The 13,610-nt window shown below is 71.4% G+C and carries 13 protein-coding genes and 4 tRNA genes; 9 read left to right on the top strand and 8 right to left on the bottom strand.

Features of this window, described 5'->3' with window-relative positions:
• Window positions 1–83 precede the first annotated feature (83 nt).
• The 3 genes from crcB (ACIBCA_RS14525) to crcB (ACIBCA_RS14515) are packed head-to-tail and all read right to left on the bottom strand — an operon-like array spanning window position 84 to window position 1,305.
• Window positions 84–458, bottom strand: coding sequence for a fluoride efflux transporter CrcB (crcB, locus tag ACIBCA_RS14525; protein ID WP_396283204.1), 375 nt, complete (start codon window positions 456–458; stop codon window positions 84–86).
• The gene (locus ACIBCA_RS14520; RefSeq protein WP_396283203.1) at window positions 455–829 is read right to left on the bottom strand and encodes a DUF190 domain-containing protein; all 375 of its coding nucleotides are present in this window, start codon (window positions 827–829) and stop codon (window positions 455–457) included. Before ACIBCA_RS14520 ends, crcB (ACIBCA_RS14525) begins: the two co-directional genes overlap by 4 nt.
• Window positions 826–1,305 (bottom strand): fluoride efflux transporter CrcB, encoded by a 480-nt coding sequence (gene crcB, locus ACIBCA_RS14515; protein WP_396283202.1) that lies wholly within the window; start codon window positions 1,303–1,305, stop codon window positions 826–828. Before crcB (ACIBCA_RS14515) ends, ACIBCA_RS14520 begins: the two co-directional genes overlap by 4 nt.
• A gap of 70 nt (window positions 1,306–1,375) precedes the next feature.
• On the opposite strand from crcB (ACIBCA_RS14515), the gene ACIBCA_RS14510 reads away from it, so the two are divergent.
• The 5 genes from ACIBCA_RS14510 (at window position 1,376) to ACIBCA_RS14490 (ending at window position 2,516) form a co-directional block, all read left to right on the top strand.
• Complete coding sequence (locus tag ACIBCA_RS14510) at window positions 1,376–1,720, top strand: metallopeptidase family protein (protein WP_396283276.1); 345 nt, start codon at window positions 1,376–1,378, stop codon at window positions 1,718–1,720.
• Window positions 1,721–1,849: 129 nt separating this feature from the next.
• Window positions 1,850–1,922 (top strand) — tRNA-Glu (locus ACIBCA_RS14505).
• A 58-nt stretch (window positions 1,923–1,980) separates the two neighbouring features.
• Window positions 1,981–2,054: transfer RNA gene (locus ACIBCA_RS14500), tRNA-Asp, on the top strand.
• Window positions 2,055–2,081: 27 nt separating this feature from the next.
• Window positions 2,082–2,155, top strand: a tRNA-Phe gene (locus ACIBCA_RS14495).
• Between the two features lie 55 nt (window positions 2,156–2,210).
• Complete coding sequence (locus ACIBCA_RS14490) at window positions 2,211–2,516, top strand: Uma2 family endonuclease (RefSeq protein ID WP_396283201.1); 306 nt, start codon at window positions 2,211–2,213, stop codon at window positions 2,514–2,516.
• A gap of 16 nt (window positions 2,517–2,532) precedes the next feature.
• Here the strand turns inward: ACIBCA_RS14490 and ACIBCA_RS14485 are convergent, their stop codons facing one another.
• Both ACIBCA_RS14485 and ACIBCA_RS14480 read right to left on the bottom strand, forming a co-directional pair.
• The gene (locus ACIBCA_RS14485; protein WP_396283200.1) at window positions 2,533–3,456 is read right to left on the bottom strand and encodes a hypothetical protein; all 924 of its coding nucleotides are present in this window, start codon (window positions 3,454–3,456) and stop codon (window positions 2,533–2,535) included.
• A complete protein-coding gene (locus ACIBCA_RS14480; RefSeq protein ID WP_396283199.1) occupies window positions 3,453–3,974 on the bottom strand; it encodes a SigE family RNA polymerase sigma factor in 522 nt (173 codons plus the stop codon). The genes ACIBCA_RS14485 and ACIBCA_RS14480 overlap by 4 nt, the downstream gene beginning before the upstream one ends.
• Window positions 3,975–4,129: 155 nt before the next feature.
• Here ACIBCA_RS14480 and hrpA point away from each other — a divergent pair, with 155 nt between their 5' ends.
• Both hrpA and ACIBCA_RS14470 read left to right on the top strand, forming a co-directional pair.
• On the top strand, window positions 4,130–8,122 hold the full coding sequence (gene hrpA / locus ACIBCA_RS14475; RefSeq protein ID WP_396283198.1) for an ATP-dependent RNA helicase HrpA: 3,993 nt from the start codon (window positions 4,130–4,132) through the stop codon (window positions 8,120–8,122).
• A 106-nt stretch (window positions 8,123–8,228) separates the two neighbouring features.
• Window positions 8,229–8,302, top strand: a tRNA-Asp gene (locus ACIBCA_RS14470).
• A gap of 358 nt (window positions 8,303–8,660) precedes the next feature.
• Here the strand turns inward: ACIBCA_RS14470 and bldC are convergent.
• Together bldC and ACIBCA_RS14460 are read right to left on the bottom strand one after the other, a co-directional pair.
• Window positions 8,661–8,867, bottom strand: coding sequence for a developmental transcriptional regulator BldC (gene bldC, locus ACIBCA_RS14465; protein WP_014137253.1), 207 nt, complete (start codon window positions 8,865–8,867; stop codon window positions 8,661–8,663).
• 486 nt (window positions 8,868–9,353) lie between these two features.
• Entirely contained in the window at window positions 9,354–10,286 is a 933-nt protein-coding gene (locus ACIBCA_RS14460) for a hypothetical protein (RefSeq protein ID WP_396283197.1), read from the bottom strand.
• A 199-nt stretch (window positions 10,287–10,485) separates the two neighbouring features.
• Here ACIBCA_RS14460 and ACIBCA_RS14455 point away from each other — a divergent pair, with 199 nt between their 5' ends.
• Both ACIBCA_RS14455 and ACIBCA_RS14450 read left to right on the top strand, forming a co-directional pair.
• Window positions 10,486–11,640, top strand: a complete 1,155-nt coding sequence (locus tag ACIBCA_RS14455; protein ID WP_396283196.1) for a Glu/Leu/Phe/Val dehydrogenase dimerization domain-containing protein — start codon at window positions 10,486–10,488, stop codon at window positions 11,638–11,640.
• A gap of 387 nt (window positions 11,641–12,027) precedes the next feature.
• Entirely contained in the window at window positions 12,028–12,288 is a 261-nt protein-coding gene (locus tag ACIBCA_RS14450; protein ID WP_396283195.1) for a DUF3073 domain-containing protein, read from the top strand.
• Window positions 12,289–12,454: 166 nt separating this feature from the next.
• Here the strand turns inward: ACIBCA_RS14450 and purM are convergent, their stop codons facing one another.
• A complete protein-coding gene (gene purM, locus ACIBCA_RS14445; protein WP_396283194.1) occupies window positions 12,455–13,540 on the bottom strand; it encodes a phosphoribosylformylglycinamidine cyclo-ligase in 1,086 nt (361 codons plus the stop codon).
• Window positions 13,541–13,610 lie beyond the last annotated feature (70 nt).

Below are 13,610 nucleotides of genomic sequence, written 5' to 3'. Positions count from 1 at the left end.
GCTTTCGGTGCCCAACGCGCGCCCACCCCGGCGGGACACGGCACGCACGGCAGGAAGGTTCCGCCGAGCGGCCGGCGGCGTTCTCAGCCCCAGAGCGCCGAGGCCAGCTCCGCCCCCGCGTACACCGCCGCCAGCCCGGCCACCACGCTCCCCGCCACGTTCGCCGCCGCGTACCGCCCGGCCCCCGACTCGGCCAGCCGCAGCGTCTCGTACGAGAACGTCGAGTACGTCGTCAGCGCCCCGCAGAACCCCGTCCCGACCAGCAGTTGGACGTGCGAGGAGGCCGCCCCGGCCGCCACCGCCCCCGTCAGCGTGCCGAGCACCAGGCAGCCGACCACGTTCACCGTGAACGTCCCCCACGGGAACACCGAGTCGTGCCGGGACTGCACCGCCCGGTCCGTCAGGTACCGCAGCGGGGCGCCGACCACCGCGCCCGCCACCACCAGCAGCCAGTTCACTCCCCGGCCCCCGCTCCCCCGTCGCCGCCGCGCCCCGCGTACCGGACGACCTCGCACCGCTCCAGCGTCACCAGCCCCTGCGCCACCAGCCCGTCCAGCTGCGGCAGGAACGCCCGCACCCGCTCCTCCCCGTCCACGATCACCACCGCCACCGGCAGGTCCTCGCTCAGCGACAGCAGCCGCGAGGTGTGCACCACCGACGAGGCCCCGAAGCCCTCGATCCCCCGGAACACGCTCGCCCCGGCCAGCCCGGCGGCCCGCGCCCGGTGCACGATCTCGTCGTAGAGCGGCCGGTGGTGCCAGGTGTCGCTCTCGCCCACCAGCACCGTCAGCCGCAGCGCCGGCCCGCTCAGCCGCCTCGTGCCGCTCACCGCGCACCGGCCCCGGGGCCCCGGCGCAGCAGACGCCTGGTCAGCACCGCCGCCGCCCACACCGCTCCGAGCGCGCCCAGCAGCGTCAGCCCCAGGTACGCGAGCCCCGGCCCGAGCCGCCCGGCCTCCAGCAGCCGGCGGATGTCCACCGCGTACGTCGAGAAGGTGGTGAACCCGCCCAGCACCCCGGTGCCGAAGAACGGCCGCAGCAGCGGATGCGCGGGCCGCGCCTCGGTGATCACCACCAGGAACACCCCGATCACCGCGCAGCCGACCACGTTGACCAGCAGCGTCGTCCACGGGAACGCCTCGGGCGCCGTCCCCCACAGCAGCCCGGCCCCGTACCGCGCGAGGGCCCCGATCGCGCCGCCGACGGCGATCACCGCCACCGCGGGCCCCTGCCCGCGCAGCACCGCCGGCCGGACCGGAGCCGTCCGGCCCGCCGCGTCGTCCACCACGTCCTCCGAGGTCGCCACAGCCCCATCAAACACCGGCCCCGACCGCCTGGCACACCGTCACCCCAGACCCGACAATGTTCCGGTGGAGATGACCCGGGAAGAGTTCGAGACGCTGGTCAGCGATGCCCTGGACCAGATTCCCCCGCAGCTCGCGGCCATGATGGACAACGTCGCGGTCTTCGTCGAGGACGAACCGGAGGACCCGGGCGACCCCGAGCTCCTCGGCCTCTACGAGGGCACCCCCCTCACCGAGCGCGGCGAGTGGTACGCCGGCGTCCTGCCCGACCGCATCCTGATCTACCGCGGCCCCACCCTGCGGTTCTGCGAGACCCGCGAGCAGGTGGTCGAGGAGGTCCGCACCACGGTGATCCACGAGGTCGCCCACCACTTCGGCTTCGACGACCACGAGCTCGACGAACTCGGCTGGTCCTGACCCCCTCCCCAACCGCCCCACGACCACCCCACCCCCACCCGGCCGAAACCCGTTTTGGCGATCCGCCCGGCATCCCATATGCTTCTCGACGTCCCCGAACGCCGGAAACGGCACAAGGAACGGCCGCAAGCCCTCATCGTCTAGTGGCCCAGGACGCCGCCCTTTCAAGGCGGTAGCACGGGTTCGAATCCCGTTGGGGGCACGTAGTACCGTAGTGAAAATGCAGTGCCGCAAGACCTGAGTGGTTCGCACCACCTCTAGGTCCCGTGGAGCAGTTGGTTAGCTCGCCACCCTGTCAAGGTGGAGGTCGCGGGTTCAAGTCCCGTCGGGATCGCTCGTCTCTCAGGAGACGGTGCAGTACGGCCAGGTAGCTCAGTTGGTACGAGCGTCCGCCTGAAAAGCGGAAGGTCGCCGGTTCGACCCCGGCCCTGGCCACAGAAGGAAGGCCCCGGAGAGTTCACTCTCCGGGGCCTTCCGCCGTTCCCGGCCCTTGAGGGCGGGCCCTAGTGGAGCATCGACCGGCTCACTCGGAAGGGCACCGCACATGGTGATCGCCGTCGAACTGGTCTCGCCGTCCAACCCGGAGAACGACTGGGTGAGCAAGGTCCGCGACTACCCGCTCATGGGCATCCCGCTCTACCTGGTGATCGACGCGCGAGACAAGGGCGTCACGCTCTTCAGCCGGCCGGACGGCACCAGGTACCACCGCCGCGAGGACATCGCGTTCGGCGAGACCATCCACATCCCGGAGCCGTTCGACTTCGAGCTGGTCACCGCGGGCCTGCTCCCCCACTGAGCGCAGAACCAGCCGGTCAGGAGCTGCGGAACCACCCGGTGTCGGTGCCCAGCACCGCGCCGTCCGCGCCGTAGTAGGTGAAGGTCTCCGCGTCCGAGCCGGGCTTCCGGGCGATGGCGAACCACCGGGTGCCGGAGTCCGCGACGGCGACGGGCACCGCCTCGGTGGAGCCGCCGGTGCGCCAGGTGACGACGATCTTGGCGACCTTGGGCTTGACCCCGGCGACGACCACCGGGGAGGCGCCCATCTCCCCGCCCTTGAACCCGAGCATCGTCCCGCCGTTCGCGGTGGGGCTGCTGGAGCCGTCCTTCGAGCCGGGCGAGCCCGGGGCGTCGACCTGGTGCGTGGAGTCGTCCACCTGCCGCTTGCCGTCCAGGGTGAGGTAGAGGTTCACCTCGTCCATGTCCGGCCGCCAGGAGCGGTCGACCTCGGCCTCGGTGGGCTTGGGCAGCTGTGGGATGGCCGCGTGCCGGTCCTCGAAGATCAGCTGCGCCTGCCGGTGGGCGGCCTCCTTGGTGGGGGCGGCCGGCCACAGCGCGGCCCAGGCCTGCCAGGTGTGGCCGTCCCGGGTGCCCTCGCCGAGCTTCACCCGGATCGGGGTGTACGGGTCCCGCGCGGGCGTGGGCGCGGCGCTCGGCGTGACGACGGGCGCGGCGGCCGCGGCCGTGGTCGGCGCGGCGGCCACGGTGACGTCCGCGCCCGACCCCCGTACGGTCGCGAACACCACCCCCCCGCCGACCGCCGCCACCAGCGCCGCGGCCGCCCCGGCGGTCACCAGGCGACGGCGCAGCAGCCGCCGCCGGCCCCCGGCGACCAGCCGGTCGTACGGCACCGGCCCGATCTCCACACTGCCGGCCAGCTCCCCCAGCCGGGCCGAAGCCTCGGCAGCCGAAGAAGCCTCCGCCGGTTTCCCGGCTCCGAACACGGACTCCTCGTTCATCTCCCACCTCCGACGTTGGTCAGTCCACTGAGCGAGGAGGCCCCCCGCAGCTTGGCCAGCCCGCGCGCGGCCTGGCTCTTCACCGTGCCGACCGAGCAGCCCATGGCCGCCGCGGCCTGCGTCTCGGAGAGGTCCTCCCAGTACCGCAGCACCACGGCCTGCCGCTGCCGGGGCGGCAGCGTGCCGAGGGCGGCGAGCAGCGCGGCCCGGTCCTCGGCGTCCGGCCCGGCCGGCGCGGGCCGGTCGGGGACGTCGGTGACCAGCTGTTCGGCGGGCCGGCGCCGCCGGAACCGCTTGGCGTGCTCGTTGATCAGGATCCGGCGCACGTACGCGTACGGGTCGTCGGCCGCCCGGACCCTTCCCCAGGCGACGTACGCCCGCTCCAGCGCCTGCTGGACCAGGTCCTCCGCCCCGTGGCGTTCCCCCGCGAGCAGATAGGCCGATCGGTACAGCCTGCTCCACACCCCGCCGGCGAACGCCCGGAACTCCTCGTCCCGTGCGCTCTTCTGGGCTTCCATGGGCACCTCCTCACCCCCTCCGATCCCGTCCGCCCTGCGAACCGTTGCATCCCGGCGGACGGGCGCTGTTCGCGAGAGCCCGGCGGAGGCTGTGACACTGGAGGGGCTCGAAAACCGAGGTGCGCGCCACCGTGCCTCCTTGCGAACCTAGAGGGATGCCCGCAGTGAGTTCTCCCGCAGCCCAGTCCACCGCCGCCGACGCCGCGCAGAGCGCCGGGCCCGGCATCGGTGAGCTGGCCGCCCGTCTGCCCGAACTGACCCTGCGCGACCAGGTGCGGATCGGGCGCCGGCTGGAGGGGGCCCGCCGGGTCCGCAAGCCGGAGGCCCGGCAGAAGATCGCCGACGAGATCGGCGCCGAGATCGACCGCGCCGAGCTGCTGGTGGAGCAGCGCCGCGGCGCCGTGCCGAGGATCAGCTATCCCGCCGAGCTGCCGGTCAGCCAGAAGAAGGACGAGATCCTGGCGGCGATCCGCGACCACCAGGTGGTGATCGTCGCGGGCGAGACCGGCTCCGGCAAGACGACGCAGATCCCGAAGATCTGTCTGGAGCTGGGCCGGGGTGTGCGGGGCCTGGTGGGCCACACCCAGCCGCGCCGGATCGCGGCCCGTACGGTGGCCGACCGCGTCGCGGAGGAGCTGAACACCCCGCTGGGCGAGGCGGTCGGCTGGAAGGTCCGGTTCACCGACCAGGTCGGCCAGCAGACGCTGGTCAAGCTGATGACGGACGGCATCCTGCTGGCGGAGATCCAGACGGACCGCGACCTGCACCAGTACGACACCCTGATCATCGACGAGGCGCACGAGCGCAGCCTCAACATCGACTTCCTGCTCGGCTACCTCAAGCAGCTGCTCCCCCGCCGCCCTGACCTCAAGGTCGTGATCACCTCCGCGACCATCGACCCGGAGCGCTTCGCCCGCCACTTCGGCGACGCCCCGATCGTCGAGGTCTCCGGCCGCACCTACCCGGTGGAGGTCCGCTACCACCCGATCGTCGACGAGGGCGACGAGGACGAGGCCGACGACGCGGACCGCGACCGCGACCAGGTGCAGGCGATCTGCGAGGCCGCCGAGGAGCTCCAGGCCGAGGGCCCGGGCGACATCCTGGTCTTCCTCTCCGGCGAGCGGGAGATCCGCGACACCGCCGACGCCCTGACCAAGCTGAAGCTGAAGAACACCGAGATCCTCCCCCTGTACGCCCGCCTCAGCTCCGCCGAGCAGCACCGGGTGTTCCAGCGCTCCCACAGCCGCCGGATCGTCCTGGCCACCAACGTGGCCGAGACCTCGCTGACCGTCCCCGGCATCAAGTACGTGATCGACCCCGGCACGGCCCGCATCTCCCGCTACAGCCACCGCACCAAGGTGCAGCGGCTGCCGATCGAGGCGATCAGCCAGGCCAGCGCCAACCAGCGCAAGGGCCGCTGCGGCCGCACCTCGGACGGCATCTGCATCCGGCTGTACTCGGAGGAGGACTTCCTCTCCCGCCCCGAGTTCACCGACGCCGAGATCCTGCGCACCAACCTGGCCTCGGTGATCCTGCAGATGACGGCGGCGGGCCTGGGCGACATCGCCGCCTTCCCGTTCCTGGACCCGCCGGACTCGCGCAACATCAAGGACGGCGTCCACCTGCTGCACGAACTGGGCGCCCTCGACCCGGAGGAGAAGGACCCGCGCAAGCGCCTCACCGACCTGGGCCGCAAGCTGGCCCAGCTCCCGGTGGACCCGCGGATGGCCCGCATGGTGCTGGAGGCCGACCGCAACGGCTGCGTGCGCGACGTGATGGTGATCGCCGCCGCGCTCTCCATCCAGGACCCGCGCGAGCGCCCGGCCGAGAAGCGCCAGGCGGCCGACGAGCGGCACCGCCGCTTCAACTCGGAGACCTCGGACTTCCTCTCCTTCCTCGCGATGTGGCGCTACGTGCGCGAGCAGCAGCGGGAGCTGTCCTCCTCGGCGTTCCGCCGGATGTGCAAGTCGGAGTTCCTGAACTACCTCCGGATACGGGAGTGGCAGGACATCTACACCCAACTCCGTACGGTGGCGAAGCAGTTGGGCGTCACCATCGAGGAGCCGCATCCCGACGCCGAGCCGGACGCGGACCGCATCCACCAGTCACTGCTGGCCGGCCTGCTCTCCCACATCGGCCTGTACGACGTGGAGAAGCGCGAGTACGGCGGCGCCCGCGGCGCCCGCTTCGCGGTGTTCCCGGGCTCGGGCCTGTTCAAGAAGCCCCCGCGCTGGGTGATGTCCGCCGAGCTGGTGGAGACCTCCCGCCTCTGGGCGCGGATCAACGCGAAGATCGAGCCGGAGTGGGTCGAGCCGCTGGCCGGCCACCTGATCAAGCGCAGCTACAGCGAGCCGCACTGGGAGAAGAAGGCCGGCGCCGTCCTGGCCTACGAGAAGGTCACCCTGTACGGGATGCCGGTCGTCGCCCAGCGCAAGGTCAACTACGGGAAGATCGACGCGGAGCTCTGCCGCGAGCTGTTCATCCGCAACGCCCTGGTCGAGGGCGACTGGGAGACCCACCACCGCTTCTTCGCCGAGAACCGCAAGCTGCTCGGCGAGGTCGAGGAGCTGGAGAACCGGGCCCGCCGCCGCGACATCATGGTGGACGACCAGACCCTCTTCGACTTCTACGACGCCCGGCTGCCCGAGGACGTCGTCTCCACCCGGCACTTCGACTCCTGGTGGAAGAAGGCCCGGCACGACCAGCCGGACCTGCTGAACTTCGAGAAGTCGATGCTGATCAACGACGCCGCCGGCGGCGTCACCGAGGCCGACTACCCGGACCACTGGCAGCAGGGCAAGCTGCGCTTCCAGCTGACGTACCAGTTCGAGCCGGGAAGCGACGCGGACGGCGTGACCGTCCACATCCCGCTGCCGGTGCTCAACCAGGTCACCGCGGAGGGCTTCGACTGGCAGATCCCGGGGCTGCGGGAGGAACTGGTCACCGCGTACATCAAGTCGCTGCCGAAGGCGATCCGGCGCAACTTCGTCCCCGCGCCGGACTTCGCCAAGGCGGCGCTGCGCGCGGTGAAGGACCGCCAGGAGCCGCTGCTCCCGGCCCTGGAGCACGCCCTGAAGCGCCTGACGGCGATCACCGTGCCCCCGGAGGCCTGGGACGACTCCCGGGTGCCGGAGCACCTCAAGGTGACCTTCCGGGTGGTGGACGGCAAGCGCAGGCTCGCCGAGTCCAAGGATCTGGAGGAGCTGCGGCTCAGGCTCAAGCCCAAGCTCAAGGAGACGCTCTCCTCGGCCGCCTCGGGCCGGGGCATCGAGCAGAGCGGGCTGACGGCCTGGCCGGCCTCGCTGCCGGTGCTGCAGCGCACCTTCGAGCAGCGCTCCAAGGGCCACTCGCTGCGCGCCTACCCGGCGCTGGTGGACGAGGGCGCCTCGGTGGGCGTGAAGCTGTTCGACACCCCGGAGGCGCAGCAGCAGGCGATGTGGGAGGGCACCCGGCGGCTGCTGATGCTGACCACCTCCTCCCCCGCGAAGTCGATCCAGGGCCGCCTGGGCAACCAGGCCAAGCTGGCGCTCTCGCACAGCCCGCACGGCTCGATCGCCGCCCTGTTCGAGGACGTGGTCGCCGCCGCGACGGACCGGCTGACGGCCCTGGCGGGCGGCCCGGCCTGGGACGAGGCGGCCTTCGGCAAGCTCCACGACAAGGTGCGCGCGGACCTGTACGACCTGTCCGCCGACACCACCCTGAAGACGGCGACGGCGCTGATCGCCTTCCACAAGGCGTCGACCCGGCTGAAGTCGGTGAGCAGCCCGGTGCTGCTGAACGCGGTGAACGACGTCCGGCTGCACCTGGCCTCCCTGGTGCACCCGGGCTTCGTGACGGCCACCACCTGGCAGCGGCTGCCGGACCTCAAGCGCTACCTGCTGGCGGTGGACCGCCGCCTGGAGGCGCTGCCCAACCACCCGCAGCGCGACGCCCAGCAGCTGCTGAAGGTCCAGCAGGTGCAGCAGGCGTACGGGGAGCTGCTGGCGGCCGTGCCGGCGGGCCGGCAGCCCTCGGAGGAGGTGCGGGCGATCCGCTGGATGATCGAGGAGCTGCGGGTCAGCTTCTTCGCCCAGGGACTGGGGACGCCGAGCCCGGTCTCGGAGAAGCGGATCATGAAGGCGATGGAGGCTGCCCGGGCAGCGCTCTGAGCTGCGGGTGGGCCTCCAGGAGCCAGTTCGACCTGGAGGCCCACCATGGGCTACGATCTGTCTTGTTCGCAGCGCGGCAAGCGAGTGAACGAGATCAGAACACTCTGGTCCTGTGGAGCAGTTGGTTAGCTCGCCACCCTGTCAAGGTGGAGGTCGCGGGTTCAAGTCCCGTCAGGATCGCCGTAGTGCCGGAGGCCCGGAACCGTCAGGTTCCGGGCCTCTCGCTTTTTGACATCCGGCCTTTACCCCGGACTAGGTCTAGACCACAAGGCGCGGCACGCGTGACGGTCGTCACCCGACCCCTCCCGAGAACGGTCGTCTTCCGCCCCATCCCGGACCCCGTTAATTTAATATGTAAAATTGCACTGTTATTCACTGTAAATCCCCCCCGTATCACGCGCGTCGAATCGTTATCCGGAGTTCAACATTCCGTCACCTGGAACGCCGGCCCGGGGTACGGCAAAGGGGCTGCTTACCGGACCCGGCGGAGTCCGGTAAGCAGCCCCTTTAAAGAGCCTTGGGCCGCTTGAGCAGCGGCTTATGCCTCGGTGCGCTGAGCGGGAATCCCGGCCAGCAGAGCACGCACCTCCGCCTCGCGGTAACGGCGGTGACCACCGAGCGTGCGGATCGACGTCAGCTTGCCCGCCTTGGCCCAGCGGGTGACCGTCTTCGGGTCAACGCGGAACATGGTGGCAACCTCTGCCGGCGTCAGCAGGGGCTCAGCATCAGGGGTACGAGCGGTCATGAGCGGCCTCCTCGGAGAACCGAACCAGGGCGGTTCTATCCTTCAAATTCTGCACCTTGGCCCGCGATGCCCGAAATGGCATAGACGGGCCGAGTCGGTTATAGGACGAACGGCTTGTCCTGGTGTCTACAACTACACCATCCGTCCAGCCCTATCGACCAAACCGCCAAAATTGACCCCTCACGGGTTCAAGGCCGACGGATGGCGATGGACCACCCCATAACGGACAGTCACGCGGTGATGACGACCGGTTACGGTGGGACCAGACCCTCCGTTTCCCCGCAAAGCACGCATCGACTCCAGAACCACCCAAAAGTGGGCACGCTCACGTGAAGTTGGGCTGGTTGTCCCATTTTTGCACATAGGGGTAAGTTCGCGTCAACGGTGAGTAGTGTCACGTTCGACAGGTATTGACCCGAACCGGGACCTTGGTCATCGGCTCCCGAGGACGTAGGGCCCTTACAGTCAAACACGGCTGCTCGGACGTCAGTTCGCGTGCCTGAGCGCCAGCACCCCGCGCCAGCGCACCGTCAGTTCCCCGTACACGCGCAGCGCCTCCGCCGGGTCCCCGGCCCGCAGCGCCCGCAGCCCCTCCTCCAGTTCCCCCGCCGAGCGGTCCGCCGACAGCCGCTCGGGGCCCAGCAGGTGCACCAGGCCCCCGTAATCCAACTCCACCAGCGAGCGCGGATGGAACTCCTCCAGCCACCGCCCGGTCCGCTCGGCCCCCCGCACCAGCTCCCCCTCCGGCACCCACTCGCGCAGCGCCCGGTACGCCCGCGCCACCCGGCGGCGCGCCTGCGACATGGGCACCAGGTAGTACAGCGCCGCCGCCCGCACCCGCCCGTCCACCCCGCCCTGGCCGTCCACCCCGCCCGGTCCCTCCGGCGGTTCCGGCGGCAGGAAGCAGCGGTCCTCGTCCCCGAAGGGCAGGAACCACCGCACCGGGACCTCCCACCGGCTGGTGAGGATCCACGGCCGCGCGTCCGGGTGCTCCGCCTTCCAGCGCTCCCGGGCCGCCTCCGCGGCCTCCCGCACCGCCGCCGGCAGGGCCGTCTCCAGCAGCGCCACCGGCGCCGCCTCCCGCATGCCCTCCAGCGCCTGCCAGCTGCGCAGCCGCGTCGCCCACGGGCAGACGTAGAGGACGCCGTCCAGCACCCGCAGGAACGCCCGCCCGCTCTCCCGCTCCGGCAGCGCCCTCGGCGTGCGCGAGGCCAGCTCCGCGAGCGCCTCCCGCTGCTCCTCCAGCACCGCCTCGGCCACCGGCTGCCCGGCCTCCGTCGCGTCCGGCCCGTGCTCGGCCGCGTACGCCTGCCAGTGCGCGCGCTCGGGCTCCGGATAGGCCGCCAGCGGCTCGTACACCCGCAGGTGGGCGGCGTAGGGCGGCTGTACGGACGTACGCACGACGGTCACGTCCTGCATGGTCGCACGCACCACCGACGCCCGGGAGGGCGCGGACCCGAACCGTTCGCGCCCGCACTCCGCACCCCCTCACGTCTCATTCCTCGGACAACCGCCCCCACCTCGGACGGAACCGGGGAACGGCCGCCCCCGCGCGACTACGCTTCGCCGTAGGGCGCCCGCACCACAGCAGCGGGCCTTTCATACTGGAGTCACCACAGTGACCGACGTACAGACCCCGGCAACGCACCCCGCACCCGGAGTGCTCAGCAGGATCTTCCGCACGGAGCAGGACGGCGCCGGCGACGGCCACGAGCAGGTCGTCCTCTGCCACGACCGCAGCTCCGGTCTGAAGGCGATCATCGCCATCCACTCCACCGCGCTCGGCCCCGCCCTCGGCGGCACCCGCTTCTTCCCGTACGCCTCCGAGGAGGCGGCCCTGGAGGACGCGCTCAACCTCTCGCGCGGCATGTCCTACAAGAACGCGCTCGCCGGGCTCGACCTCGGCGGCGGCAAGGCCGTCATCATCGGCGACCCCAACAAGGACAAGAACGAGGCGATGCTCCGCGCGTACGGCCGCTTCGTGGAGTCCCTGCGCGGGCGCTACATCACCGCCTGCGACGTGGGCACCTACGTGCAGGACATGGACGTCATCGCCCGCGAGACCTCGTTCGTGACGGGCCGTTCGCCCGAGCACGGCGGCGCCGGCGACTCCTCCATCCTGACCGCCTTCGGCGTCTTCCAGGGCATGCGCGCCTCCGCCCAGGCCCGCTGGGGCCAGCCGACCCTGCGCGGCAAGCGCGTCGGCGTCGCGGGCGTCGGCAAGGTCGGCCACTACCTGGTCGGCCACCTGGTCGCGGACGGCGCCACCGTCGTCGTCACCGACCCCTTCGAGGCCGCCGTCAACCGCGTGCGCGCCGCCCACCCGGAGGTGGAGGTCGTCGCCGACACCACCGCCCTGCTCCAGGCCAAGCTGGACGTCTACGCCCCCTGCGCCCTCGGCGGCGCCCTGACCGACGACGTCGTCGCGGCCCTGGGCGAGTTCGGCACCTCCGTGGTCTGCGGCGCGGCCAACAACCAGCTGGCCCACCCGGGCGTCGAGAAGGACCTCGCCGACCGCGGCATCCTCTACGCCCCGGACTACCTGGTGAACTCCGGCGGCGTGATCCAGGTCGCCGACGAGATCGACGGCTTCAACTTCGAGCGGGCCAAGAACAAGGCCACGAGGATCTTCGACACCACCCTCGAGATCTTCACCCGCGCCACCTCCGACGGCGTCCCCCCGGCCGTCGCCGCCGACCGCCTGGCGGAGAAGCGGATGCGCGAGATCAGCGCCCTGCGGACCGTGCTGCTGCCGGCCGCCCGCCGCGCCTGATCCGATACCCCGCGTTGCGCGGGGGGCCCACGTCGGGCGACCCCCACCCGCCCCCCGCGCATCACGATGTGGAACCGGATTCTCACTTCTCCGCCCGAACGGGTGATCCCACGTCCCCCTAGGGGGGATAATCGTTCTCGGAACGACGGACCCGAGCCACCACCGAACAGCGTGCAAACCGCCGCAAAACCTCCGCTGACCTGGGAAGACCTGGCCACGGATGCGGTCGGTGCGCGCCACGTCACACTGACGACGTACCGTCCAGCGGCGGAAACGGGTACCGTTAATGCTCCAAGGGACGGTCCTCCCATTCGGGCGCGGCCGGTCCTGAACATGAACACGTGTCAGACTCGGGGCCGTGAGCCCCATCGTTGAGGGGGTCGACCCATGGGGCGCGGCCGGGCCAAGGCCAAGCAGACGAAGGTCGCCCGCGAGCTGAAGTACAACAGCGGCGGGTTCGACGCTAACCGTCTGTCCAACGAGCTGGGCGTATCGCCGTCCACCTCTCCGATCGAGCCGGAGCCGATCGAAGAGGAGGAGGAGGACGACGACCCGTACGCGGAGTACGCCGCCCGCTACGCCGACCTCGACGACGAGGACGACACCGAGCCGGGCACCGGGCCCTCGCAGGCCCGCAGCCGCTCGTAACCCACAGCTTCGCCGGACCGGTCCGGGCGCCCTGGGCGCCGGGCCGGTCTTCGGCGTTCCCGCAGACGCTCCCGCGGTCGTTCCCGCGCGGCCGGGTTCCTGACCGTACGAGGAGGGCCCCCGCGGCATGCGCCGTGGGGGCCCTCCTCGTACGTCACCGGGCGGGTCAGCGGGTCGCGAAGCCCTCATAGGCGTTGTACAGGGCCGCGCCGCCGTCGTGCTCGTCGGTGCGCTCGACGATGTCGCCCAGCAGCCAGGACTCGACGCCGCGGTCCTCCAGGATCGACAGCACCGCGTCCACCGAGTGCGGCGGGACGACGGCGACCATGCCGACGCCCATGTTCAGCGTCTTCTCGATCTCCAGGGTGGCCACCCGGCCGACCTCGGCGACGGTGCGGAAGACGGGCAGCGGGGTCCACGTGCCGCGGTCCAGGCGGGCGTGCAGGCCGTTCGGGATGACCCGGGCCAGGTTGGCCGCCAGGCCGCCACCGGTGACGTGCGAGAAGGCGTGCACCTCGGTGGCGCGGATCAGCGCCAGGCAGTCCAGCGAGTAGATCCGGGTCGGCTCCAGCAGCTCCTCGCCGAGGGTGCGGCCGAACTCCTCGACCCTGCGGTCCAGCTTCCAGCCGGCCTCGTTCAGCAGCACGTGGCGGACCAGCGAGTAGCCGTTGGAGTGCAGGCCCGAGGCGGCCATGGCGATCACCACGTCGCCCGCGCGCACGCGCTCGGAGCCCAGCAGCGCGTCGGCCTCGACCACGCCGGTGCCGGCGCCCGCGACGTCGTACTCGTCCGGCCCGAGCAGGCCCGGGTGCTCGGCGGTCTCGCCGCCGACCAGGGCGCAGCCGGCCAGGGCGCAGCCCTCGGCGATGCCCTTGACGATGGAGGCGACCCGCTCCGGGACGACCTTGCCGACGCAGATGTAGTCGGTCATGAACAGCGGCTCGGCGCCGCAGACCACGATGTCGTCCACGACCATGCCGACCAGGTCGTGGCCGATGGTGTCGTGCTTGTCCATGGCGGCGGCGATGGCGACCTTCGTCCCCACGCCGTCGGTGGCCGAGGCCAGCAGCGGACGCTCGTAGTCCTTGAAGGCGGAGACGTCGAAGAGGCCGGCGAAGCCGCCGAGACCGCCGACCACCTCGGGGCGGTTGGCCTTCTTCACCCACTGCTTCATGAGCTCGACGGCGCGGTCGCCCGCCTCGATGTCGACACCGGCGGCGGCGTAGGTGGCGCCGTTCTGGTTGCTGGTCACGCGTGCGGCCCTTTCGGGTCAGGTGGGGGGGGTGGTTCTCGAAACAGCGGTGGGGCCCCGGTTCGCGGGA

The organism is Kitasatospora sp. NPDC051170 (assembly GCF_044455705.1).
In the GTDB taxonomy this organism is placed as follows: Bacteria; Actinomycetota; Actinomycetes; order Streptomycetales; family Streptomycetaceae; genus Kitasatospora.
The sequence above is the reverse complement of the archived record's forward strand: the minus strand, read 5'-3'. Positions and strand labels throughout refer to the sequence as shown.